General features: G+C 58.5%; 19 protein-coding genes and 1 riboswitch. Of the genes, 7 read left to right on the forward strand and 12 right to left on the reverse strand.

Annotated elements, in window-relative coordinates:
* Window positions 1–61: 61 nt before the first annotated feature.
* The 7 genes from PY311_RS00390 to PY311_RS00420 all read right to left on the reverse strand — a co-directional run bounded on the left by PY311_RS00390 (window position 62) and on the right by PY311_RS00420 (window position 7,372).
* The gene (locus tag PY311_RS00390; protein WP_286146687.1) at window positions 62–1,210 is read right to left on the reverse strand and encodes a M20 family metallopeptidase; all 1,149 of its coding nucleotides are present in this window, start codon (window positions 1,208–1,210) and stop codon (window positions 62–64) included.
* A gap of 2 nt (window positions 1,211–1,212) precedes the next feature.
* Window positions 1,213–2,598 carry a Na+/H+ antiporter NhaC gene (gene nhaC, locus PY311_RS00395; protein WP_286146688.1) on the reverse strand — a complete coding sequence of 462 codons (1,386 nt, stop codon included), beginning with the start codon at window positions 2,596–2,598 and terminating at the stop codon, window positions 1,213–1,215.
* Between the two features lie 128 nt (window positions 2,599–2,726).
* Window positions 2,727–2,896, reverse strand: a riboswitch (Lysine riboswitch).
* Between the two features lie 299 nt (window positions 2,897–3,195).
* Window positions 3,196–3,990: a bifunctional hydroxymethylpyrimidine kinase/phosphomethylpyrimidine kinase gene (gene thiD, locus PY311_RS00400; protein ID WP_286146689.1), complete on the reverse strand. Its 795-nt coding sequence runs from the start codon at window positions 3,988–3,990 to the stop codon at window positions 3,196–3,198.
* A gap of 19 nt (window positions 3,991–4,009) precedes the next feature.
* Window positions 4,010–4,195 carry a hypothetical protein gene (locus PY311_RS00405; RefSeq protein WP_286146690.1) on the reverse strand — a complete coding sequence of 62 codons (186 nt, stop codon included), beginning with the start codon at window positions 4,193–4,195 and terminating at the stop codon, window positions 4,010–4,012.
* A gap of 171 nt (window positions 4,196–4,366) precedes the next feature.
* Complete coding sequence (locus PY311_RS00410; protein ID WP_286146691.1) at window positions 4,367–5,032, reverse strand: HAD family hydrolase; 666 nt, start codon at window positions 5,030–5,032, stop codon at window positions 4,367–4,369.
* Window positions 5,029–5,670 (reverse strand): thiamine phosphate synthase, encoded by a 642-nt coding sequence (gene thiE, locus PY311_RS00415; RefSeq protein ID WP_286146692.1) that lies wholly within the window; start codon window positions 5,668–5,670, stop codon window positions 5,029–5,031. Before thiE ends, PY311_RS00410 begins: the two co-directional genes overlap by 4 nt.
* Window positions 5,671–6,100: 430 nt before the next feature.
* Window positions 6,101–7,372, reverse strand: coding sequence for an L-cysteine desulfidase family protein (locus PY311_RS00420; protein WP_286146693.1), 1,272 nt, complete (start codon window positions 7,370–7,372; stop codon window positions 6,101–6,103).
* 258 nt (window positions 7,373–7,630) lie between these two features.
* Between PY311_RS00420 and spoVAD the strand changes: the two genes are divergently transcribed.
* From spoVAD to cdd, 4 genes are all read left to right on the forward strand, one after another.
* Complete coding sequence (gene spoVAD / locus PY311_RS00425) at window positions 7,631–8,647, forward strand: stage V sporulation protein AD (protein WP_286146694.1); 1,017 nt, start codon at window positions 7,631–7,633, stop codon at window positions 8,645–8,647.
* Between the two features lie 4 nt (window positions 8,648–8,651).
* Window positions 8,652–9,008: a stage V sporulation protein AE gene (spoVAE, locus tag PY311_RS00430; protein WP_286146695.1), complete on the forward strand. Its 357-nt coding sequence runs from the start codon at window positions 8,652–8,654 to the stop codon at window positions 9,006–9,008.
* A gap of 117 nt (window positions 9,009–9,125) precedes the next feature.
* Window positions 9,126–10,379 (forward strand): polysaccharide deacetylase family protein, encoded by a 1,254-nt coding sequence (locus PY311_RS00435; protein ID WP_286146696.1) that lies wholly within the window; start codon window positions 9,126–9,128, stop codon window positions 10,377–10,379.
* Between the two features lie 21 nt (window positions 10,380–10,400).
* Entirely contained in the window at window positions 10,401–10,802 is a 402-nt protein-coding gene (cdd, locus tag PY311_RS00440) for a cytidine deaminase (protein ID WP_286146697.1), read from the forward strand.
* Between the two features lie 98 nt (window positions 10,803–10,900).
* Here cdd and PY311_RS00445 read toward each other — a convergent pair whose 3' ends face one another.
* Window positions 10,901–12,400: a S1C family serine protease gene (locus PY311_RS00445; protein WP_286146698.1), complete on the reverse strand. Its 1,500-nt coding sequence runs from the start codon at window positions 12,398–12,400 to the stop codon at window positions 10,901–10,903.
* 187 nt (window positions 12,401–12,587) lie between these two features.
* Between PY311_RS00445 and PY311_RS00450 the strand changes: the two genes are divergently transcribed.
* Window positions 12,588–14,186, forward strand: a complete 1,599-nt coding sequence (locus PY311_RS00450; RefSeq protein ID WP_286146699.1) for an NAD(P)/FAD-dependent oxidoreductase — start codon at window positions 12,588–12,590, stop codon at window positions 14,184–14,186.
* Between the two features lie 54 nt (window positions 14,187–14,240).
* Window positions 14,241–15,218 (forward strand): D-2-hydroxyacid dehydrogenase, encoded by a 978-nt coding sequence (locus tag PY311_RS00455; protein WP_286146700.1) that lies wholly within the window; start codon window positions 14,241–14,243, stop codon window positions 15,216–15,218.
* Between the two features lie 105 nt (window positions 15,219–15,323).
* On the opposite strand, the gene rny is transcribed toward PY311_RS00455, so the two are convergent.
* Together rny and PY311_RS00465 are read right to left on the reverse strand one after the other, a co-directional pair.
* A complete protein-coding gene (gene rny / locus PY311_RS00460; RefSeq protein ID WP_286146701.1) occupies window positions 15,324–16,865 on the reverse strand; it encodes a ribonuclease Y in 1,542 nt (513 codons plus the stop codon).
* 195 nt (window positions 16,866–17,060) lie between these two features.
* The gene (locus PY311_RS00465; protein ID WP_286146702.1) at window positions 17,061–17,807 is read right to left on the reverse strand and encodes an N-acetylmuramoyl-L-alanine amidase; all 747 of its coding nucleotides are present in this window, start codon (window positions 17,805–17,807) and stop codon (window positions 17,061–17,063) included.
* Between the two features lie 101 nt (window positions 17,808–17,908).
* Between PY311_RS00465 and PY311_RS00470 the strand changes: the two genes are divergently transcribed.
* Complete coding sequence (locus tag PY311_RS00470) at window positions 17,909–19,138, forward strand: class I SAM-dependent rRNA methyltransferase (RefSeq protein ID WP_286146703.1); 1,230 nt, start codon at window positions 17,909–17,911, stop codon at window positions 19,136–19,138.
* 129 nt (window positions 19,139–19,267) lie between these two features.
* Here PY311_RS00470 and PY311_RS00475 read toward each other — a convergent pair whose 3' ends face one another.
* Complete coding sequence (locus PY311_RS00475) at window positions 19,268–19,765, reverse strand: hypothetical protein (RefSeq protein WP_286146704.1); 498 nt, start codon at window positions 19,763–19,765, stop codon at window positions 19,268–19,270.
* Between the two features lie 47 nt (window positions 19,766–19,812).
* Window positions 19,813–20,271, reverse strand: coding sequence for a hypothetical protein (locus PY311_RS00480; RefSeq protein WP_286146705.1), 459 nt, complete (start codon window positions 20,269–20,271; stop codon window positions 19,813–19,815).
* Between the last annotated feature and the right edge of the window lie 49 nt (window positions 20,272–20,320).

Consider the following 20,320-nt stretch of genomic DNA (forward strand, 5'->3'; position numbering starts at 1 on the left):
CGCTTTTCTAAATAAAGCAAGGACCGTGAACAGCCGTTCACGGTCCTTGCTCTATTTTTGCTTATTCCTCGTTATTCAGCAGCTCTGCCACCGTGCGGCGGTAAATTTCGCCGCAGTTTTTCACCTGCCACGCATAGCCGTACTCATTATCGCCGTGCATATTGCCGCCGGAGGGGCCGAACGTGACCGTGGGAATCCCCAGCGTCACCGCAAGAATGTTGGAATCGCACACCGAAGCATCGTAAGCACAGGGAAGGTCCTCACCCGTCACAGCCCGGAACTGCGCCTGCAGCGTCCGCACCAGCCGGTGATCCTCCTCCAGCGCAAAGGACTGCATATAGGGAGACTTCCGGGGCTTGAGCCGGACATCTACCTTGCCCTCCAGTCCCAGCTCCCGGGCCGCGCCCAAAATCTGGTCGATACAGGTCTTGTCCGTTTCGCCGGGGACCACGTAGCGGTCCACAAAGATATAGCACCGCTCCGGCACCACCAGCGTACCGGGATCTCCGCCCTCCATGTACCGCACGCACCACGTTCCGTGCTTGAGATGGGGATGCTGAAGGGTCGGCAGGGCCTCGATAGCGGCGGCCAGTCTGCCGCCGGAGATCAGCGCGTTCTCGCCCACCTCCGGGTAATGGCTGGCATGGGCCGTTTGTCCGTGGACCGTCACCTCAAAGCTGTACCGGCCCCGGAAGCCCACCGCCACATTATCGTAGCGGCACTCGCCCATAATGGCGTAATTGGCGTGAATCACATCCTCCGCCACCAACTGATAGCTGCCCTTGCTCAGCCCCTCCTCGTCCGCCACGAAGCAGGCGAGAATCTTGCCCCTGAAAGTGTCTCGATGAGCGGCATAGTAGGTCAGGGTCTCTAAAATAGCGGCAAGTCCGCCCTTCATGTCCATAGCCCCCCGGCCGTATACCTTTCCATCGATCTCCGTGGGTACGAAGGGGTCGGTATCCCAGCGGTCGGAGACGCCCACGGTATCCAAATGGCCAATAAGCAGCACCGTCTTGCCGGGGCGTCCGCTGTCCAGCACGGACCAGAGGGAGGGCCGCTCCCGGGCAGTATCCTCGTCAAAATAGCTGTAGTGCGGATCCATGCCGATCTCCCGAAGGACGTTTGCCACATAATCCGCCATGGCGGCCTCATGACCGTTGACGGAGTTAATGGAAATCATATCATACCAGCGCTGTAAAATGCGTTCCATTGTCAGTTTTCCTCCTTCGCCCGCGCGGTGCCGATGCCCGTCACGGCATAGATCACAGAAAATACGATAGACAGCCACAGCATCGGCGCATAGGGTAAAAAGGCCAGATTTCCGATACCCAGCGTTGTGGCCGTATAGGACCCAGTGGTGGACCATGACACCAGCGGCGCAAGGCCCGTGCCGGTATCCAGCAGGGTACGCATCAGGTTCTTACGGTCCAGACCATACTCCGGATAAAGGTCCTTCACCATGCCGCCCACCACCGGATAGGAGACATAGTACGCGCCAGTGATGGTAAAGAACACCGCGTGCAGAAGCAGCACGCCGAGGGACATGGTGCGGGAGCTCTTTGCCACCCGGCGCACAAAGGCCAGCAGCACATCCACCACACCGGCGGTACGCAGCGGCGCGCCGAAGATACCGGCGGCGATGAGCAGACCGATGGTAGAGAGCATGGAGGTAAAGCCGCCCCGGTTCAGCATGGAGTTTACCACATCGGAGCCGGACTCCACGGAAAAGCCGCTGTACATCACCGTCAGGATGTCCTTCAGGCTCTCGCCCTGAAATACCATCGCCAGCACGGCGCCCACAGCGATGCCTGCTACAAACGTGGGAATGGTGGGCTTCTTCAGCAAGATCAGCGCCACAACCACCGCCACAGGCAGCAGCAGCACCGGGCTGAGCCAGAACTCGGCGGAGACGGTAGCGAGGATATCCTCATACACCTGACCGCCCACCGTGCCGCCGGCAAACCGCAGACCGTAGAGGAAGAAGAACACTAAAGAAATGAGATAGGCCGGGCCGGTGGAGATGAGCGCGTGGCGGATGCCCTCCATCAGCGGCACCTCACAGACTGTGGCGGTAATGACCGGGGAATCGGACAGGGGGGAAATCTTATCGCCGAAGAAGGCGCCGGTGCATACCGCGCCGGCAGCCGCCGGCAGCGGCACACCCAAGCCCTGTGCCACACCCATGCAGGCCACGCCCACAGTAGCCAGCGTACCCCAGGAGGTGCCTGCCATGGTGGACATCAGCGTACAGAGAATGCACACCACCGGCAAAAACAGGCCCGGCGTCAAAACCTTCATACCGTAGTAAATCATCACCGGCACCGTGCCGCTGGCCATCCACACACCCACTAAAACGCCTACGGACAGCAAAATTAGAATTGCCACGATCATGGAGGACACCGTTTCCTTGATGCCCTGCTGCAGCTCCGCATAGGGGATGCCGAAGCACCATGCCATCAGGCACATGATCACACCGTCCAATGCCAAAACGATGCGGTTGTTCAGCTTCATCACCAGCAGCCCCGCAATGATCACGGCGATGCCGACAAGCAGCATCCATGCCGCCTGCCACGGTCTTACGATTCTCTTGTTTTCCATCTTGGTCATCCTTTCTCTTTTGACCGAAATTGAATTGAAAAAGGATAACAAAAAAGCTATGATCCCCGTGGAGATCATAGCCGGAACACCTGTTTTTTCCGCAAGACCCAATGGCTGCGGCGAAACGGTGGTCTGATAGCGCTCCACAAATGTGGCAGTCCGGCGGATATTCTCCGACGGCCCAGGTGATCGCCCCTCAGGCAAAGCAACGACCCTTCGGCGGCTTGCCCTTTCCCTCCGGCGGATGCCTGTCCTTGGCTCCGGGGGTACTCTTGCGCGCCGCGCCTCTATCCTCGTTCAATTTCTGTTAAGATACCACGTTCTTCCAGTAATTACAAGTGTTTTCGCGCTATTTCCTCAATTTAAGCGTTTACCACAAAAAAAATCAGGCCGCAGCTACCTTTTCTTGGAAAACACCCCGGTACGGCTGACCGTACCGGGGTGTTCTCTCACTTTTTCATTTTCCAAGCTATATCTCGGAAGGCGTTCTGCCGAAGGTAATCTTCCGATTTTTTACGTTCAGTTTCCGTCCCCGGCAAGGTCAAGCCGCTATTGTCGGACACACTACGGTATTAGGCCGCTGCAATTACGGGAAAGTCACTTCATAAACTCTCCCTGCAGCTCAAACGCATGATTCATGGGGCCGGAGCCGTGCCCCAAGTCCAGCATAGCCGCCAGCGCCCCGGAGATGTACGCCTTGGCCCGCTCCACGGCCTCATCCAGTCCATAGCCCTTGGCCAGATTGGAGGCAATGGCGCTGGAGAGGGTGCAGCCGGTACCATGGGTATTGGGATTATTGATGCGCTTGCCCCGAAACCATTTTCCCACACCATGACGCCACAGCAGATCATCGGCGTCATTGATCTGATGGCCGCCCTTGCACAGTACGGCGCAGCCGTACCGCTCACTGATGCTCTTTGCGGCGGTCTCCATGCCTGTTGCGTCCGTGATGGACAGTCCAGAGAGGATTTCCGCCTCTGGAATATTGGGGGTCAGCACCTCTGCCATAGGCAGCAGCCTGGCCAGTGCTTCCATGGCATCCGACCGCAGGAGCTTTGCCCCGGAGGTGGCCACCATCACCGGGTCCACCACGATATGCTTTGCGCCGTACTGCTTCAGCTTCTCCGCGATCACTGTGATGAGCTCCGCAGAGGAGACCATGCCGATCTTCACGGCGTCCGGGAAAATATCAGTAAAAACAGCGTCCAGCTGCTCACCCAAAAAATAGGGTGTGGACTCCAAAATATCTGTGACGCCGGTAGTATTCTGGGCGGTCAGGGCCGTAACAGCACTCATGGCATAAACGCCGTTCGCCATCATGGTCTTGATATCCGCCTGAATCCCGGCGCCTCCGCTGGAATCGCTTCCGGCAATGGTCAACGCTGTTTTCATCTAAATACTTCCTTTCTTTTTACAGCACGGTTTTACAACGCAATACAAGGTGGTGCCCCCCATGTACCGCCTGAACATAGGGTAAGTCCCTATCATCAATTGATAAGGGCAAATATGCTTTCCAGCGGCCTAAATAGCCGCTGATTTTGTCATTGTCCTTGGCTTGCGCCAGCAAGCCTTCGTCCGCTTCCGCATCAGCGCCCATTTTTGCTCGCTGGAAGGTCCTTCGGAGTTTTTCGGGATCGGAAACGGCGGCTCAGCGAGGCTGACGAAGCAGCCGGGCTGCCGCCCGGCAATGAGGAAAACGAAGCTGGATGTTGTTTCAGTTCCGAAAAACCGTGTTTGCCCTTATCAACTGATGGTACCAACTTTTGATTTAGTTACAGTTATTGAGTGCGGGCCAATACGCCGGGAAAGCGGCCAACTCTGTCAGATAGACCTCCGCCGCCTGCCGCAGCCCCGCCTGATCCGGCTCGCCCTGTCCGTCATAAACACCCACGGTCCTGTAGCCCGCCGCCTTGGCGGTTTGCATCGCATAGAGGGAATCCTCAAATACCAGCGTTTCCGCCGGGACTGTTCCCAGCGCAACCGCCGCCCGGTGGTAAATCGTCGGGGCGTGCTTGCTCTCCCCTATCTCTGTAGTGGTCAGTATCGTTTTGAGATAGGGCCGCAGGCCCAGCCGTGTCAGCGCCCGCTCTACATGATTCCGGGGGCTGGAGGTCGCTGCCGCCATGGGGATACCCCGCCGGGAGAAAAATTGCAGCAGTTCCTCCGCACCGGGCTTGGCCGGGACCTCATAGCCGTAATAATCCGCCAGCAGCGCGGCAATTCCGTCCCATATTTCCACTTCACCTTCCGGCAGAGAATAATGGGTCTTCAGATAAGCCGCTCCCTGCTCCATGCTCATGGCAAACAGCACCTCCCCAAGGCCCGGTGCTGGACTGATGCCCCGCGCCCGCAGATACCGGGCGCCTAAATCCCTCCAGATTCCCATGGAGTCCAGCAGCACTCCATCCAGATCAAAGATGGCTCCCCGAATCATGCCCGCAGCATAGCCTCTGCGGCGGCTTTCAGCTCCTCTGCGGCGGACTTGATATTCTTTGCGGCGTAAATGGCGCTGATGACCGCCACACCGCAGATGCCGCTGCCTGCCAGCTTGGCCACATTCTCCTGAGAAATGCCGCCGATGGCCACCACTGGAATCGATACGGCGGCGCAGATGTCCTTCAGTGTCTCATAGGGGAGCTCCTGCACATCGGCCTTGGAGCCGGTGGGGAACATCGCGCCCACTCCGAGATAGTCCGCGCCGTGCTTCTCTGCCAGCAGCGCCTCCTCTACCGAGTGGGCGGAAACGCCGATGATCTTGTCCGGCCCCAGCTTGGCCCGGACGTCCAGCGCCTCCATATCGCTCTGGCCCACATGGACGCCATCTGCGCCCATGGCCCTTGCAATGTCCACATTATCATTGACGATAAAGGGGACATGACGCTCCCGGCATAGGGCCTGAAGCGCTCTGGCCTCCTCTAAAAACGCTCCCTCCTCCAATGTCTTTTCACGGAGCTGGAGCATGGTCACACCACCGTCCAGACTCTCCCGGACCACCTCCAGCAGTGTACGTCCGTTCAGCCAGTGACGGTCCGTTACGGCATAGAGCAGCAGATCGCGTTTATCAAGCTTCATACCTGACGCCTCCATCAAAATAAAAATGCGGATATGCCGCAAAGACATATCCGCATTGCCTTCAAACGTGTCAGCAACGGCATCTCCCTACGTTGGCATGATTCAAATCAGGTTCCGGGTCTGGGCGCTGCAGCCCACTCTCAGCCCGCTCGCGCAAGCTCCCCTGTTGACAGTAGCCATCATAGCACGTTCCGCCGCAGATTACAACATTTTTCCATAGAAAGCGTACCGAAAGGGCCCGGGTTTCCCCGGACCCTCAGCTTGGCAAAAAATTTTGCCAAGCTGAGTCCAATTTTCAAAACATGCAGGACACCCTTCTTTGGTTTCCCGCGCACACCCTTCCTTACCGCCTCGGAAAAGCTGCTGTTTCTTCCGGCAGCTTCAGGGCCCGGGTTTCCCCGGACCCTTTCGGCGATTGCTTTATTCAATTTTACTTACCCAGCATGATGTTGAGAATCTCGATATCGGTCTCCTTCATGCCGTCCCGGCCCATGCGGCCCACGCTGCGGATGGTATCCTCAACGTTATCCTTCACCAGACCCTCGCCGGGCTGGAACACGTGCTCACCCCGGGCCATTTCAAGACCCAGCAGAGCACACTCCACCGCAGCGGCGATCTTGGCGGCGCAGGAGGACTTTGCACCGTCGCACACCATGCCGCCGATGGTGGCAATGGCATTGGTGATGACGCTGCAGATCACCTCATAGGATTCGCCCAGCATATAGGCGATACCCACCGCAGAGGCGCAGGCGGCGCTGGTAGCGCCGCAATAGGCGGAAAGGCTGCCAATGTACTTCTTCTGGTGCACGGAAATGAGGTTTGCCACCACCAGAGCGCGGCGGACCTTCTCATCGTCAATATGGTATTCCTTGGCGTACTCGAGAATGGGCATCGTGACGGTAATGCCCTGATTGCCGCTGCCGGAGTTGATAACCACCGGCAGCGCACAGCCGCCCATCCGGGCATCGCTGCCGGCGGCGGCAGCGGCACGCGCACGAGTACGGAGGTCATTGCCGTGCTGCAGCAGCACACGGCCTACCTCGGCGCCATAGGGATTTTTCAAGCCTTCCTGAGAGATAGCGGAGTTCATTTGAATCTGACGATCCAGCAGTTCCTTCACATCCTCCATCCGCACTTCATCGGCGAATTCCAGAATGCCCTTAATGGTCAGCAGGGACCGGTCGCCCTTCTTGGTGTTGGCGGAGCTGTCCTGCTTGGCGGACACCAAAACGGTATCGTCCTTCTGCAGCAGCGTCACATTATTGTGGTGATCCTTGATCTGCGCCGTGACAGTATGGCCCTCCGCATCCTTGAGATGCACTTCCACAAAGAGGTTCTCAACGCCCTTGGCCAGTTGGCAGGTGCAAAAGCCCTCGGCAATGAGCTTCCGGGCCTTCTCCACATCCTCCGGCGTCACGCTCTGCAAAACCTCCAGTTCACGGTCGGAATCACCACCCACAATTCCCAGAACGGCCGCCACGGCAATGCCGCGCTGACCCTGAGAATTGGGAACCACAACGCCCATCACGTTCTTCACAATGTTGCCGCTGCACAGGACCTCGCAGGATACAGGCTCACTTCCCAGCGTCTTGCGTGCCAGTGCGGACACAAAGGCGATCGCGATGGGCTCTGTACACCCCATAGCGGCGATGAGTTCTTCCTTGAGAATCTCTACACAGTTGTCATACAATTTTTTCTCCATAACTACCCCTCCAAGGCTTTGTTATTCTCCATACAAAACCGCCTTGCATATCTTCAAGACGAGTGTGGACATAAATCTGCATTTTCTCTCAATTTCCGTCTTTATCATAGCACACCCCCCATGGAAACACAAGCCGCGCCCCCTTCAATTTCGACGAATATTTCTGGTAATTTGCCAAAGCACGTGCCGCTCGATTTTTCATAATTTCCAGTTCTTTGGGCATACTGCTTCCAAAACCGTTTTCAGGGAGGAATGTCTATGAACGGCAAGCGGATAGGACGGCGTACCGTGGCCCTGCGGACACCGCCCTCGGTGCTGTCCTTTGCCAATATCGGCGGGCGGATGGAGGGGCAGGGACCGCTGGCAAAATACTTTGACGAGCTGTGCGAGGACTCGTTTTTTGGAGAAAAAACATGGGAAAAGGCAGAGTCAGCCATGCAGGAACGGGTACTGCGGCGGGCGCTGGAGCAGGCGGGCCTTGCGCCGGACGAGCTGGACTATGTGCTGGCGGGTGACCTTTTGAACCAGTGCATCGGCTCCTCCTTCGGTCTGCGGGACTTCAGCATTCCCTTTTTCGGGCTATACGGCGCCTGCTCCACCATGGGGGAATCTTTGGCGCTGGCGGCCATGCTCATTGACGGCGGCTTCGCCGAAAAGGCCGCCGCGCAGGCCAGCTCCCATTTCTGCACAGCGGAACGGCAGTACCGGATGCCAGTGCCCTATGGAAGCCAGCGGACGCCTACCACCCAATGGACTGCCACTGCCGCCGGGTGTACGCTGCTCTCCGCCCAAGGGCCGGGGCCGTATATCACCCATGTCACCTGCGGCAAAATCGTGGACAAGGGCATCACCGACCCCAACAACATGGGCGCGGCCATGGCCCCCGCCGCCTACGATACGCTCCGGGCCTACTTCTCCGATACCGGCACCGGCCCGCAGGACTATGACGCTATTTTCACCGGGGACCTCGGCGAGCTGGGCCACGGCATCGTCACGGATTTTTTCCGACAGGACGGTGTTGACCTCTCCAAAAACTATTTTGACTGCGGAATGCTGCTCTATGACCGGGAGGGGCAGGATATGCACGCTGGCGGCTCCGGCTGCGGCTGCTCCGCCGCTGTGTTCAACGGCTATATCCTCACAGGCTTAAAGCAGGGCCGCTGGCGGCGGGTGCTGTTTGCCCCCACCGGGGCGCTGCTCTCCCCCACCTCCAGCTTTCAGGGAGAATCCATTCCCGGTATCTGTCATTTGGTGTGCGTCAGCACAGAAAGGTAAAGCGATGGAATATCTGAAAGCATTTCTCTGCGGCGGCGTGCTCTGCGCTATCGGGCAGGTTCTCATTGACCGCACCCAGCTCACCCCCGCCCGTATCCTCACCGGCTATGTGGTGGCGGGCGTTGCGCTCAGCGCCGTGGGGCTGTACCAGCCCATTGCCGACTGGGGCGGTGCCGGGGCCACCGTACCCCTGACAGGCTTCGGTCACGCGCTGGCAAAGGGCGTTGCCAAGGCTGTTGCCGAAAAGGGCTGGCTGGGCGTTTTTACCGGCGGTCTCACCGCCACTGCCGGCGGAATCGCGGCGGCCGTGGTTTTCGGCGTACTGATGGCGCTGCTGTTCAAGCCCGGCGACAAGCGGTAGTCCACAGATGACAAAGCGGCAGGGCTGCGCCCTGCCACTTTGTCATCAAATTGTTGCTACTTTTCGCGGCCTTTCTGGTATACTGTATCTGATTTTCGACAGAAAGGATCTGTTTTCATGCGGTGTATTTCCGCTTTTCTTTTGTCATTGACGCTCGCGCTCTCCCTCACCGCCTGTTCCTCCGCCCCCAAGGCAGACACCTCCACACGGCCAGAGGAACCGCCTGCCGAAACCCCGGAGCCTGAAACTCCCGCGCAGACGGAGCCGGAACCCTACGTCATTTCCTCCCCCACCGTTGATCGGGGCACTGTGGACGGCGTGACCTACACGGCGTGGGACGGTATCGTGGAGCACCTCTTTTTCCACCCCGTTGTGGCCTATCCCGAGCTGGCCTTTGACGGCGATTCCCAGTCTGACGGAATCGATGACTGGATGGTAACAGTGGACGAGTATGACAAAATTTTGCAGAGCGTCTATGACCGGGGCTATGTTTTGGTGGACATAGGCGATGTGTGGAGCGAGAGCACGGACGCAAACGGTCAGCCGGTCATGGTCCGCAACACGCTGTACCTCCCGGAGGGCAAAAAGCCTTTGATTCTCTCCTATGACGATGTAAACTATTATGACTATATGCTCAAGGATGGCTTTACCTACAAGCTCATCATCGGGGACGATGGTCTTATCTGGAGCTATGGTCTGGACCCGCAGGGCAATGAGGTTGTCTCGCAGGATTTGGACGCTATCACCATTCTGGACAAGTTCGTCCGGGAGCACCCGGACTTCTCCCCCTTCGGTGCCAAGGGCAGCCTGAGCCTCACCGGCTATCAGGGCATTTTAGGCTACCGCACCAACACGGACACGAAGGTGTGGAATGATGAGCTGGAGGCCAACCGGCAGAAGGAGCGGGAGTCAGTGAAGCCCATCATCGCCGAGCTCAAGCGCACCGGCTGGACGTTCGGAAGCCATACATGGGGACATATCAATCTCTCGTCCTCCTCGCTGGAGCGGGTGCAGGCGGATACAAAGCGCTGGCTGGATGAGGTCGGCAGTCTGGTAGGCCCCACCACCATCCTCTACTATCCCCACGGCGCCCGACCGGACGGAGACGATGTAAAGCAGACCGGTCCTATTTTCAGGTATTTGCAGGAGCAGGGCTTTCGGGTCTTCGCCTCCGTCGGAATCAGCTCGTACTCCAAAATCAAAACCGACATCTGCGCCGTGATCTGTGACAGGCTTCACCCTGACGGGACCACCCTCCGTGGCAGCGATAAGGTCATCGGCTGGTACAGTCAGTTCTACGACGCCCGGGACATCATAGACTTGACCGTGCGCCCGGACCGGGGCGTGAAGTGGACGCCGAAAACCAATTAAAGCTGTGAAAGGAGAAGTAATATGAGTCTTGAAGAATTAAAGGCCGCCGCTGTAGCCATGCTGGACCGGGCCCATTGCCCTTATTCCCATTTTCCCGTTGGTGCGGCGCTGGAATGCGCCGATGGGACGGTATTTACCGGCTGCAACATTGAAAATGCCGTTTATCCGGTAGGCACCTGCGCCGAGCGCACCGCCATGAGCAAGGCTGTCAGCGAAGGACATACGGATTTTGTACGCATTGTCATCGCCGGACGCAGCAGCGATTACTGCTACCCTTGTGGGATGTGCCGCCAGTTTATGAAGGAGTTCGCGCCGGAAATGCAGGTCATCTGTCTCAACGGCAAGGGGGAGGCACTGGAGCTGACGCTCCGGGACCTGCTGCCCTACGGCTTTGACAGTACTTTCCTTCCGGGTGAGCAGTAATTCTTCGTAAAAACAATTTTAAACGAGGACAATAAAAGCAGGGCGCTGTGCGATGCACAGCGCCCTGCTTTTTCTGAATTTTTCAAACCGTGAGCTGATCAGCCCTGATTGCCGAAGTAGTAGTTGAAGATATCCCACGGATTGCTGTAATAGCCATTGCCGCCGTTATAGGAGCCGTTGTTGGAATTGCTGTTATTGTTCTGGCTCTGCTGGGACTGGCTGTTGTTGTCCGTGGCCTGATCCGCAGGCACGGCGCCCCACGTCACGGAGACGTCCTGCTGCTTACCGTCACGGTAAATGGTGAACGTGGATTCATCACCGGCGGAGTACTTCTTCTTCAGGGCCACCAGGTCCTGATAGGAGTCCACATCCGTACCGTCAATCTTCATGATAACATCGCCCATCTTGAGACCCGCTTTGTCAGCGGCGCTGCCATCCTCCACGGAGTAGATGAACACGCCCTTGGTAACATCATAGCGATACTGGGCGGCCATCTGCTCATTCATGGTGCCGGGGGTGATGCCAAGATATGCCTTGTTGCTGACATAGCCGTTGGTCATGATATCCTGAATCATAGCCGCCACATCGTTGATAGGGATGGCGAAGCCCAGACCCTCAACGCTCTGGCTGGCGTAGCTGGAATACTTGGCGGACACAATGCCCACAACCTCGCCGTACTCGTTGAACAGCGGGCCGCCGGAGTTGCCGGGATTAATAGCCGCCGTGACCTGAATCATGTTGAAGGGAGTTCCGTCTACATCAATAGCGCGGTTCACCGAGGAAGCAATGCCCTCACTCATGGAAAACGTCAGCTCGCCCAGCGGGTTGCCGATAGCCAGGATGTGATCGCCCACATTCAGGCTGTCGCTGTCGCCCAGCGTTACGTTAGGCAGGTTTTCGGCCTCGATCTTGATGACGGCAATATCGTAGTCCTCGTCGCCGCCGATATACTGGGCGTCATAGCTGTCGCCGTTGTACAGTGTGACCTTCACGGTATCGGCGTCGCCTACCACATGGTAGTTGGTAACGATGTAGCCGTCCGGCGTCAGGATGAAGCCGGAACCGGCGCCAGCGGTCTGTGTGGTCTGGCCAAAGAAGTTAGGGTCAGAGGTGGCAGTAATGTTGATGGACACCACGCTGTTGACATTGGCGGCATATAGCTCCGCGTCCGTCATGGCGGTTTTCCCGTCCACGGTCTTGACTTGAATTTCCGTGGGCCTGCGGTTGGAGACATTCACCTCCGTGGTATCGCTGTTGGACCGGTTGCTCACAAGGTACGCCGTGCCGCCGCCTACCAAGCCGCCCAACAGGGCGCACACCAGCGCCAAGGACGCGACCTTCATGCCGACACGGCTCTTTGCGGACTTGTGCTGGGGCTGCTGTCCGCCTGCCGGGCCATAGCCGGTGGGCTGGCTCTGTGGCTGCACATTGTCCTGGCTCTGCGCCTGCTGCTCGCCCTGCGCCTGTTTGGCCTGCTGCTGACGGTAGCTGTTGATCTGCTCGTCTACGCTGGGCTGCTTTGCGTCATAGCGCTGGCCCGGCTCCGTACCGTCCTTGCGGTATGTGTAGTGATACAAATTATTTTCATCGTTATACATAAGTCAAACCTCCTTGAGATCGGTGGCCGGAGTTCCGGCCCGCCGGGGACTTCCTTAACTTTGACTGTAGTATAGGCCGGAAATCTTAAAACTGCCTGAAAAATTTTTAAAGCAATTATGAACCATGCTTTCTCTTTTCCGCAGAGTGTGCTAAAATTCTTCTATCAATTCCCTTGGAGGTACTCTCATGCTGCGAATCGAAAATCTGAAGCTCCCGCCCGGCAGCGGTGACGCCGCACTGCGCGCGCAGGTCCTAAAGGTGCTGCGGCTCCCGGAGGAACGCCTGCTGGCGCTGCGAATCCTGCGCTGCAGCATTGACGCCCGGGAGGGGGTCCATTGGGTCTATACGGTGGAGGCCGAAACCGCCAACGAGGACGCTGTGCTCCGCCGCTGCCGGGACAAGCGGGTATCCCGCGCAGAGCCACGGCCCGCTTATCGGCTGCCGCAAGCCGTTCCCACCCCGGACTGTCCCCCGGTCATTGTGGGAGCCGGACCCGCGGGACTGTTCGCCGCGCTGGTACTGGCCCGGGCCGGTGCCCGTCCCATTTTATTGGAACGTGGCCGCCGGGTGGAGGAACGCACCGCCGATGTAGAGCGCTTCTGGTCCACCGGGGCACTGGACCTCACCAGCAACGTCCAGTTCGGCGAGGGCGGCGCCGGTGCGTTTTCCGACGGAAAGCTGAATACCGGCACCAAGAACATCCGGCACCGTTTTATTTTAGAGGAGCTGGTAAAGTGCGGCGCACCGGCGGACATTCTGATCGACGCCAAGCCCCATATCGGCACGGATTACCTGCACATCGCCCTGAAAAATCTGCGGCAGGAGCTATTGGACGCCAGGACGGACCTCCGCTTTGAGAGCCAGCTCACCGATTTGGATATCCGGGGCGGTGCGCTGCGGAAAATCACGGTCTCCGGCCCCGAGGGAACCTACACGCTCCCTTGCCAAAACCTGATTCTCTGTCCCGGCCATTCTGCCCGGGACACCTTTGAAATGCTGTACCGCCGGGGCGTTCCCATGGAGGCTAAGCCCTTTGCCGTGGGCGTCCGCATTGAGCAGCGGCAAGCAGACTGCGACGCCGCCCAATACAAGCAGTACGCCGGACATCCGGGCCTCCCGGCCTCCACGTACAAGCTGAGCTGTCATCTTTCCAACGGCCGGGGCGTATTTTCCTTCTGCGTCTGCCCCGGCGGCCAGGTGGTAGCCGCTGCGTCAGAGGAACACCGGGTGGTGACCAACGGCATGAGCGAATTTGCCCGGGACCAGGAAAACATCAACGGCGCGCTGCTGGTGAACATCACGCCGGAGGATTTCGGCGGCGAAAGCCCCTTGGCGGGCATTGCATTCCAGCGGCGGCTGGAGGCCGCCGCCTACCGCGCCGGTCAAGGCGGATACCTTGCCCCCTCGCAACGGGTGGAGGATTTTCTGCTGAACCGCCCCTCTGCGGGGCCGGGGCGCATCAAGCCCAGCTATCGCCCCGGTGTGACATGGACAAATCTCCGGGACTGTCTGCCGGACTTTGTGGCCGAGTCCATCGCGGAGGCGCTGCCGATTTTGGGCCGCAAGCTGCGGGGCTATGACCAGCCGGACGCTGTGCTCACCGCTGTGGAGAGCCGCAGCTCCTCTCCGGTGCGCCTTTTGCGGGACACCGATTGCCAGTCTCCCATTCGGGGGCTGTATCCCTGCGGCGAGGGCGGCGGCTGGGCCGGGGGAATCCTCTCCGCCGCTGCGGATGGGATGCGCTGCGCTGAGCAAATCTGCAATGCGCTGAACCAAGAAGCCTGAAAAGCTATTTTACTTTCCTATATGTTCACTTTTCCACGCTGAAAGGAGTCATTTATGAGCCGTGATATCTGCATTTTCCAGAGCTTTCTGACCCCGGCACACAAGGCGCAGATCACCGCCGCCGCAGAGGCGGCTGACATGACGCCGTATTTCTTCACAAAGGACCAGTTTAACGCCGCCCGCGACTGCGTGCAGCACTGCGAGGTTCTCTACGCCGCCTCCCCGGACCTGCTCCGCACCGCGCCCGCCACACTGAAATGGTACTGCGCCTCCTCCGCCGGGGTAGACGCCTATTGCAGGGATGAAAGCCTTTTCGCCAACCCAAACTGCCTTTTGAGCAACAGCAACGCCTACGGCGTGACCATTGCGGAGCACACCATTATGGTAACGCTGATGCTGCTGCGGCAGATGCCCGCCTATCTGGATGCCGCCCGGGCGCACCGCTGGGCTGCCCCGGCGCCGGTACGCTCCATTCACGGCTGCCGTGTCACAATTTTAGGCACCGGCGACCTCGGCGGCAATATTGCCCGCCGGATGCGAGGCATGGGCGCTGAAAAAATCATCGGCCTCAGCCGCAGCGGAAAGGCCCGGGAGGCCGGCATTTTCGATGAGACCTACCCTATCTCTCAGTTGGACCGTCTGCTGTCGGACGCAGAGCTGCTGGTCATGGCGCTTCCCAATACACCGGAGACGGTGAATATTCTTAACCGCGAGCGAATTGCCCGTCTGCCGAAGGAGGCCATTGTCATCAATGTGGGCCGGGGCAGCGCGCTGGATCAAGCGGCGCTGGCCGAGGCCCTGAACACCGACCGCATTGCCGGCGCCGCGCTGGACGTTGTCGACCCGGAGCCGCTGCCGGAAAATGACCCCCTGTGGGACACCAAGCATCTGATTCTGACGCCCCACATTTCCGGCAACCTGACGCTGGGCTATACCTGTGACCGGAATGTGGAGCTGTTCTGCGAGGACCTTGCCAACTACGCCGCTGGGCGGCCTCTATCCCACCTTGTAGACCGGAAGCGGGGCTATTGACCCCGGTGCTGCCCCATGTGACCACCGCCGGATTTCGTTCTTTTCTCAAAAAAAACGCTAAAAATCCCCCAAGGACATTCCTTGGGGGATTTTTTCGGCTGTTTATTACTTTGCGTATTCGACGCATTTCGTTTCCCGAATCAAATTTACCTTGATCTGACCGGGATATTCCATTTCTTCCTCAATCTTCTTTGCAAGGTCATGAGCCAGAATAATCATCTGATCCTCGCTGACCTGCTCGGGCTTCACCATGACCCGCACCTCGCGGCCGGCCTGAATGGCATACGCTTTCTCAACGCCCTGGAACGAGGACGCAATGCTCTCCAACTGCTCCAGCCGCTTGATGTAGTTCTCCAGATTCTCGCGGCGGGCACCGGGACGGGCTGCGGAAATGGCATCCGCCGCCTGAACGAGGCACGCGATGATGGTGCGGGGCTCCACATCGTTGTGGTGGGCCTCGATGGCGTGGATGATTTCTTCCTTCTCCTTGTACTTCCGGGCAAATTCCACGCCCAACTGCACATGGGTGCCCTCCATCTCGTGATCCACGGCCTTGCCGAGATCGTGGAGCAGACCGGCGCGCTTGGCGGTCTGGACATCGGCACCCAATTCGGCGGCCATCATGCCGGCGATGTGGGACACCTCAATGGAGTGCTGCAGAACGTTCTGGCCGTAGCTGGTGCGGTAATGCAGGCGGCCCAGTATCTTCACCAGCTCCGGGTGGAGATTGCGGACGCCGCACTCAAACATGGCCCGCTCGCCCTCGGCCTTGATGGTGGCCTCCACCTCGCGGCGGGCCTTTTCCACCATTTCCTCAATGTGAGTAGGATGGATACGGCCATCGGCAATGAGCTTTTCCAGCGCCAGCCGGGCGATCTCCCGACGGACGGGCTCAAAGCAGGAAACAGTGATGGCCTCCGGCGTATCGTCAATGATGAGGTCCACGCCGGTCAGCGTCTCGATGGTGCGGATATTGCGGCCCTCACGGCCGATGATGCGGCCCTTCATCTCGTCATTGGGCAGGGGAACCACACTGACGGTCAGCTCGGCCACGGAGTCCGCCGCGCAGCGCTGGATGGCCTGAGCCACCACCTCGCGGGCGCGGATCTCGCACTCCTCCTTCATCCGGGACTCCACCTCTTTGATCTTGAGGGCAGTCTCGTGGGTCACTTCGCTCTCCACCTGCTGAATGAGGTATTCCTTGGCCTCATCCGCGGTAAAGCCGGAGATTTTTTCCAGCATCGCCGTCTGGCTCTGCTTAATGGTTTGAATCTCCTCCTGTTCCTTTTCCATAGCGGCGTGCTTCTGTGCAAGGGATTCTTCTTTTTTCTCAATGGTCTCCAGCTTGCGGTCCAGATTTTCTTCCTTCTGCTGCAAGCGGTTTTCCTGTCTTTGCAGATCGGCTCTGCGGGATTTTTCTTCCTTCTCGTAGTCAGTGCGGCTTTTGAGAATCTCCTCCTTGGCCTCCAGCAGCGCTTCCTTCTTCTTGGTCTCGGCGCTCTTGATTGCCTCATTTACAATGCGCCGGCCTTCTTCTTCGGCGCTGGAGATTTCCTTTTCAGATACCCTTTTCCGATAATTGATTCCGAGGGGGAAGAAAATCACAGCGCCCACCACAAAGGCAACGATGCCGATGAGGTAAGTCATACAGTGTACTTCCTTCCTTTTCTTTCGGTGTAAAAAACACCATAAAATTACCGTCCGGCTCACCGCAGGGCCAACCGGTACGGTTCAGAACACAAACAGGCGGGCACCCCTTTGCCGCCTATAATGATCCCTTTATAGTTTAATCAGATGCATCGGCGATGTCAAGCCATTTACCGTAAATTTGCCGCCGTGTTTTTATGGAATTTCAATAAAGGCGGCTGCGGCATAGCCCGTCTGTCCATTGTACTCCACCACGTACCACCCCTGCCATTCGCCGTAAACCGTCACCTCCGCGCCATTGGGGAGATTGGCAATGACCGTGCCGGTGGAAGACGGTTTGCTCCGCAGATTCAGCGTTCCGTAGCTCAATCGCACCACGCCCCGGGCCGGGTCCATGGGCGCGATGAACGGAATGCCGAAATACTCCGTCAGCGCCCGTACCAGTTGGTGGGCAATGTCCTCCACATGACCCTCGACCCACAGGGCGTCGGAATAGTTGTCATGGTAGCCGATCTCCACCAGCACCGCCGGGAACCGGGAGCGGGCCACCTCCCCCAGCGTGGTGGTGGCCCGGGTGGTCACCCGATTTGGCAGCGGGTAGATCTCCCGCAGATTTTCCGCGATAAGCTCCGCGCCACGCTGTCCGCCGCTGCTGCCCGGATAGTAAAACGCAATGATTCCCCGGGTGGAACTTTGCGGCTCCCCATTGCCGATGGCGTTGGAGTGCAGCGCCAGATAAAAGTCGTAATAGCCGCTGTTGGCCTCCCGGATGGCGGCAGCGGCGGAGCCGTTCGGGTCATTGCGACGGTAGCGGATGCCGCTGGAGTGGAGATACGGCTCCATGGCGTCCGCAATTTTGTTCATCCAGTATTCCTCGCTGCCGCTGCCGGTCACGTATTGGTTCCAGTCCTGTGTAGACGGGCTTAAATAAACAATGGGCATCAGCTTTCCCTCCCATGCAAATTCTCTCTGTCACATGGTATGGCGTTTTCCCGGCAAATGTGCTATACTGACCTCGATTTGAACACAAAGGAGCACAGCTTATGAAAATGGAGCGGGGCTATCCCGTTTATACCGTCACGCCCAAGGCGGAAAACGTCATTCTGCGGGGCCATCCGTGGGTGTATGACGCGGAGATTTTAAATACGGAGGGCGAGACCGCCAACGGCGGTCTGGTGGACGTTGTCAGCAAAAAGGGGCGGTATCTGGGGACCGGCTTCCTCTCGGAGCGCTCCAAAATTCGGGTGCGGCTCATCTCCCGCAACGCCAATGACCGCTTTGACGCCGCCTTCTGGCACCGGAAGCTCCAATGGGCATGGGAGTATCGCAAATCCGTCATGGACCCGGCGGACCTGGACGCCTGCCGCATCATTTTCGGTGAGGCGGACGCCTTCCCCGGCCTGACGGTGGACAAGTTCCACAATCTGCTTAGCGTGCAGGTGCTCTCCGTAGGCATGGAAAACCTACAGGATACGCTGCTGCCCGCTTTGACGGATATTCTGCGGCAGGACGGTCAGCCCATCCGGGGCGTATTTCTGCGGAACGATGTGGCCCTCCGGGACAAGGAGGGGCTGCCCCAGGGCAAGGGCTGGTATATTCTCCCCGGCGAAACGCCGCCGGAGAGTCCCGTGGTGGAGATCACGGAAAACGGGGTCAAATATCTGGTGGACGTGGAAAACGGCCAGAAAACCGGCTTCTTTCTGGACCAGAAATACAACCGGCGGGCGGTGGGGCGTCTGGCGGCGGGAAAAACCGTTCTGGACTGCTTCACCCACACCGGCTCCTTTGCCCTGAATGCTGCACTGGGCGGCGCCGCCTGCGTCACGGCGGTGGATGTATCGGAGGCCGCTGTGGAGATGGCCCGGGCCAACGCGGCGCGCAACGGCGTGTCCGACCGTATGGACTGCGTGGCCGCCAACGTATTCGACCTGCTGCCCCAGCTGGAAAAGGAGCCGCGGAAATATGACTTCATCATCCTCGACCCGCCGGCTTTCACCAAAAGTCGGAAAACCGTAGCCAACGCCATCACTGGGTACAAGGAGATCAACTACCGGGCCATGAAGCTGCTGCCCCGGGGCGGGTATCTGGCCACCTGCTCCTGCTCCCATTTTGCCACGGCGGAAAAGTTCGAGGCCATGCTCCGCTCCGCCGCTCATGACGCCGGGGTGCAGCTCCGGCAGATCGAGGCGCGGCAGCAATCCTGCGACCATCCCATCCTCTGGGGCGTGGAGGAAACGGATTATCTGAAGTTTTATCTATTCCAAATCGTATAAATTTTATCGCAATATACAAAAAGGATTCGGATGCTGCCGCATTCGGGTCCTTTTTGTCTGTCTTGGGTGCAATCAAAAGAATTGCCCCGGCACGGATTGTGCCGGGGCAATTTTTTTGTTAAATTTTTTTCAGGAATCTTCAGCCGAAGCCGGCGCTGTCGGTTCCTCTGCCGCTTTCTCCCTTCTGCCGAATGGAACAAACAGGAACGGCGCCGCCCAGAACACTATGGCCGATGCCCATTGGTTCACATTCCATCGGTATAATAGCTGTGAGATTACATCACACCAAGCCATGCTCTCCGAATACCCGATACTCAGCCAGCCGATTTGGGTAAGCTGCGCCGCAAGTCCCCACACCGCGCAAAGTACAAACATGACGCCCGCGGAAAACAGCAGTTCACCTCTGGTCCGTTTTCGGAAAAACAACAGACCGCCTGCAAGGACTGTTGCCGCAAAGAGCGCGGCGGAGATCAGCAGCCACCGCTCGTTGTTGACACTGACGCTCCCATCCGAGAGCCTGATGATGGCAAACCGTCTCCCCAGCGCAAGCTCAAGTCGAAAGCAAACCTGTCCGGCAAGGACGCAGAATACGGGAACCCTCCACCAAGCGCGTTTTGCCTCTTTCATGTCCACGGCTCCTTTCCACTGTTGTCCGGCAGCTTTCCCGCCGCAAATCAGTAGCCCCATGTCAGGAGCGTCCACGCCCCACCCTCGGAGCGGGCCAGCCACCACTGCCAGCCCTCATATTCCGTATCGGCGTCCCATGCGTCCCTCTGCTCTACGGGAGAGTGGAAGCTGCTCTCAAACAGGACGCATTGGGTGAACGGCTCCGGAGAGGTCTCCTCATCTCTCAGCTCGTTCATCCACGCAACATTTTCCTCGCTGCACGCATCGTCACCGCCGTAGGTCAGGCTGTGCAGTTCACAGCCCTCCCAAGTGGAAAATTCCGCCTCGATCACCGCAATGGCATCGTCCAGCTCCTCCTTTGCGTAGAGCTCAGATTCTCCGTAGTCGATGGTAACGTCCGGTTTCTCCGCCGCCTTGTTCGGTTCGTCCGCTGTTTCCTTTTTACCGCAGCCCATCAGGCCCAACAAAAGCACGGCAGAAAGCAATCCTGCAAGCATCCATTTCATGTGACCGCTCCTTTCTGAAATTGGCCCCTGTACATTTCGGCACAGGGGC

This window comes from Neopoerus faecalis (assembly GCF_029218125.1).
Classification (GTDB): Bacteria; Bacillota; Clostridia; order Oscillospirales; family Oscillospiraceae; genus Oscillibacter; species Oscillibacter faecalis_A.

Bases quoted from the DNA above. Each gene is read 5' to 3' on its own strand.
- thiE (WP_286146692.1), bottom strand. From the start codon at position 5,670: ATGAAGCTTGATAAACGCGATCTGCTGCTCTATGCCGTAACGGACCGT.
- PY311_RS00405 (WP_286146690.1), bottom strand. From the start codon at position 4,195: ATGGGCGCTGATGCGGAAGCGGACGAAGGCTTGCTGGCGCAAGCCAAG.
- PY311_RS00410 (WP_286146691.1), bottom strand. From the start codon at position 5,032: ATGATTCGGGGAGCCATCTTTGATCTGGATGGAGTGCTGCTGGACTCC.
- thiD (WP_286146689.1), bottom strand. From the start codon at position 3,990: ATGAAAACAGCGTTGACCATTGCCGGAAGCGATTCCAGCGGAGGCGCC.
- PY311_RS00445 (WP_286146698.1), bottom strand. From the start codon at position 12,400: ATGTATAACGATGAAAATAATTTGTATCACTACACATACCGCAAGGAC.
- PY311_RS00470 (WP_286146703.1), top strand. From the start codon at position 17,909: ATGAAAATGGAGCGGGGCTATCCCGTTTATACCGTCACGCCCAAGGCG.
- cdd (WP_286146697.1), top strand. From the start codon at position 10,401: ATGAGTCTTGAAGAATTAAAGGCCGCCGCTGTAGCCATGCTGGACCGG.
- PY311_RS00420 (WP_286146693.1), bottom strand. From the start codon at position 7,372: ATGGAGAAAAAATTGTATGACAACTGTGTAGAGATTCTCAAGGAAGAA.
- PY311_RS00475 (WP_286146704.1), bottom strand. From the start codon at position 19,765: ATGAAAGAGGCAAAACGCGCTTGGTGGAGGGTTCCCGTATTCTGCGTC.
- spoVAE (WP_286146695.1), top strand. From the start codon at position 8,652: ATGGAATATCTGAAAGCATTTCTCTGCGGCGGCGTGCTCTGCGCTATC.
- PY311_RS00455 (WP_286146700.1), top strand. From the start codon at position 14,241: ATGAGCCGTGATATCTGCATTTTCCAGAGCTTTCTGACCCCGGCACAC.
- nhaC (WP_286146688.1), bottom strand. From the start codon at position 2,598: ATGGAAAACAAGAGAATCGTAAGACCGTGGCAGGCGGCATGGATGCTG.
- PY311_RS00465 (WP_286146702.1), bottom strand. From the start codon at position 17,807: ATGCCCATTGTTTATTTAAGCCCGTCTACACAGGACTGGAACCAATAC.
- rny (WP_286146701.1), bottom strand. From the start codon at position 16,865: ATGACTTACCTCATCGGCATCGTTGCCTTTGTGGTGGGCGCTGTGATT.
- PY311_RS00390 (WP_286146687.1), bottom strand. From the start codon at position 1,210: ATGGAACGCATTTTACAGCGCTGGTATGATATGATTTCCATTAACTCC.
- PY311_RS00450 (WP_286146699.1), top strand. From the start codon at position 12,588: ATGCTGCGAATCGAAAATCTGAAGCTCCCGCCCGGCAGCGGTGACGCC.
- PY311_RS00480 (WP_286146705.1), bottom strand. From the start codon at position 20,271: ATGAAATGGATGCTTGCAGGATTGCTTTCTGCCGTGCTTTTGTTGGGC.
- spoVAD (WP_286146694.1), top strand. From the start codon at position 7,631: ATGAACGGCAAGCGGATAGGACGGCGTACCGTGGCCCTGCGGACACCG.
- PY311_RS00435 (WP_286146696.1), top strand. From the start codon at position 9,126: ATGCGGTGTATTTCCGCTTTTCTTTTGTCATTGACGCTCGCGCTCTCC.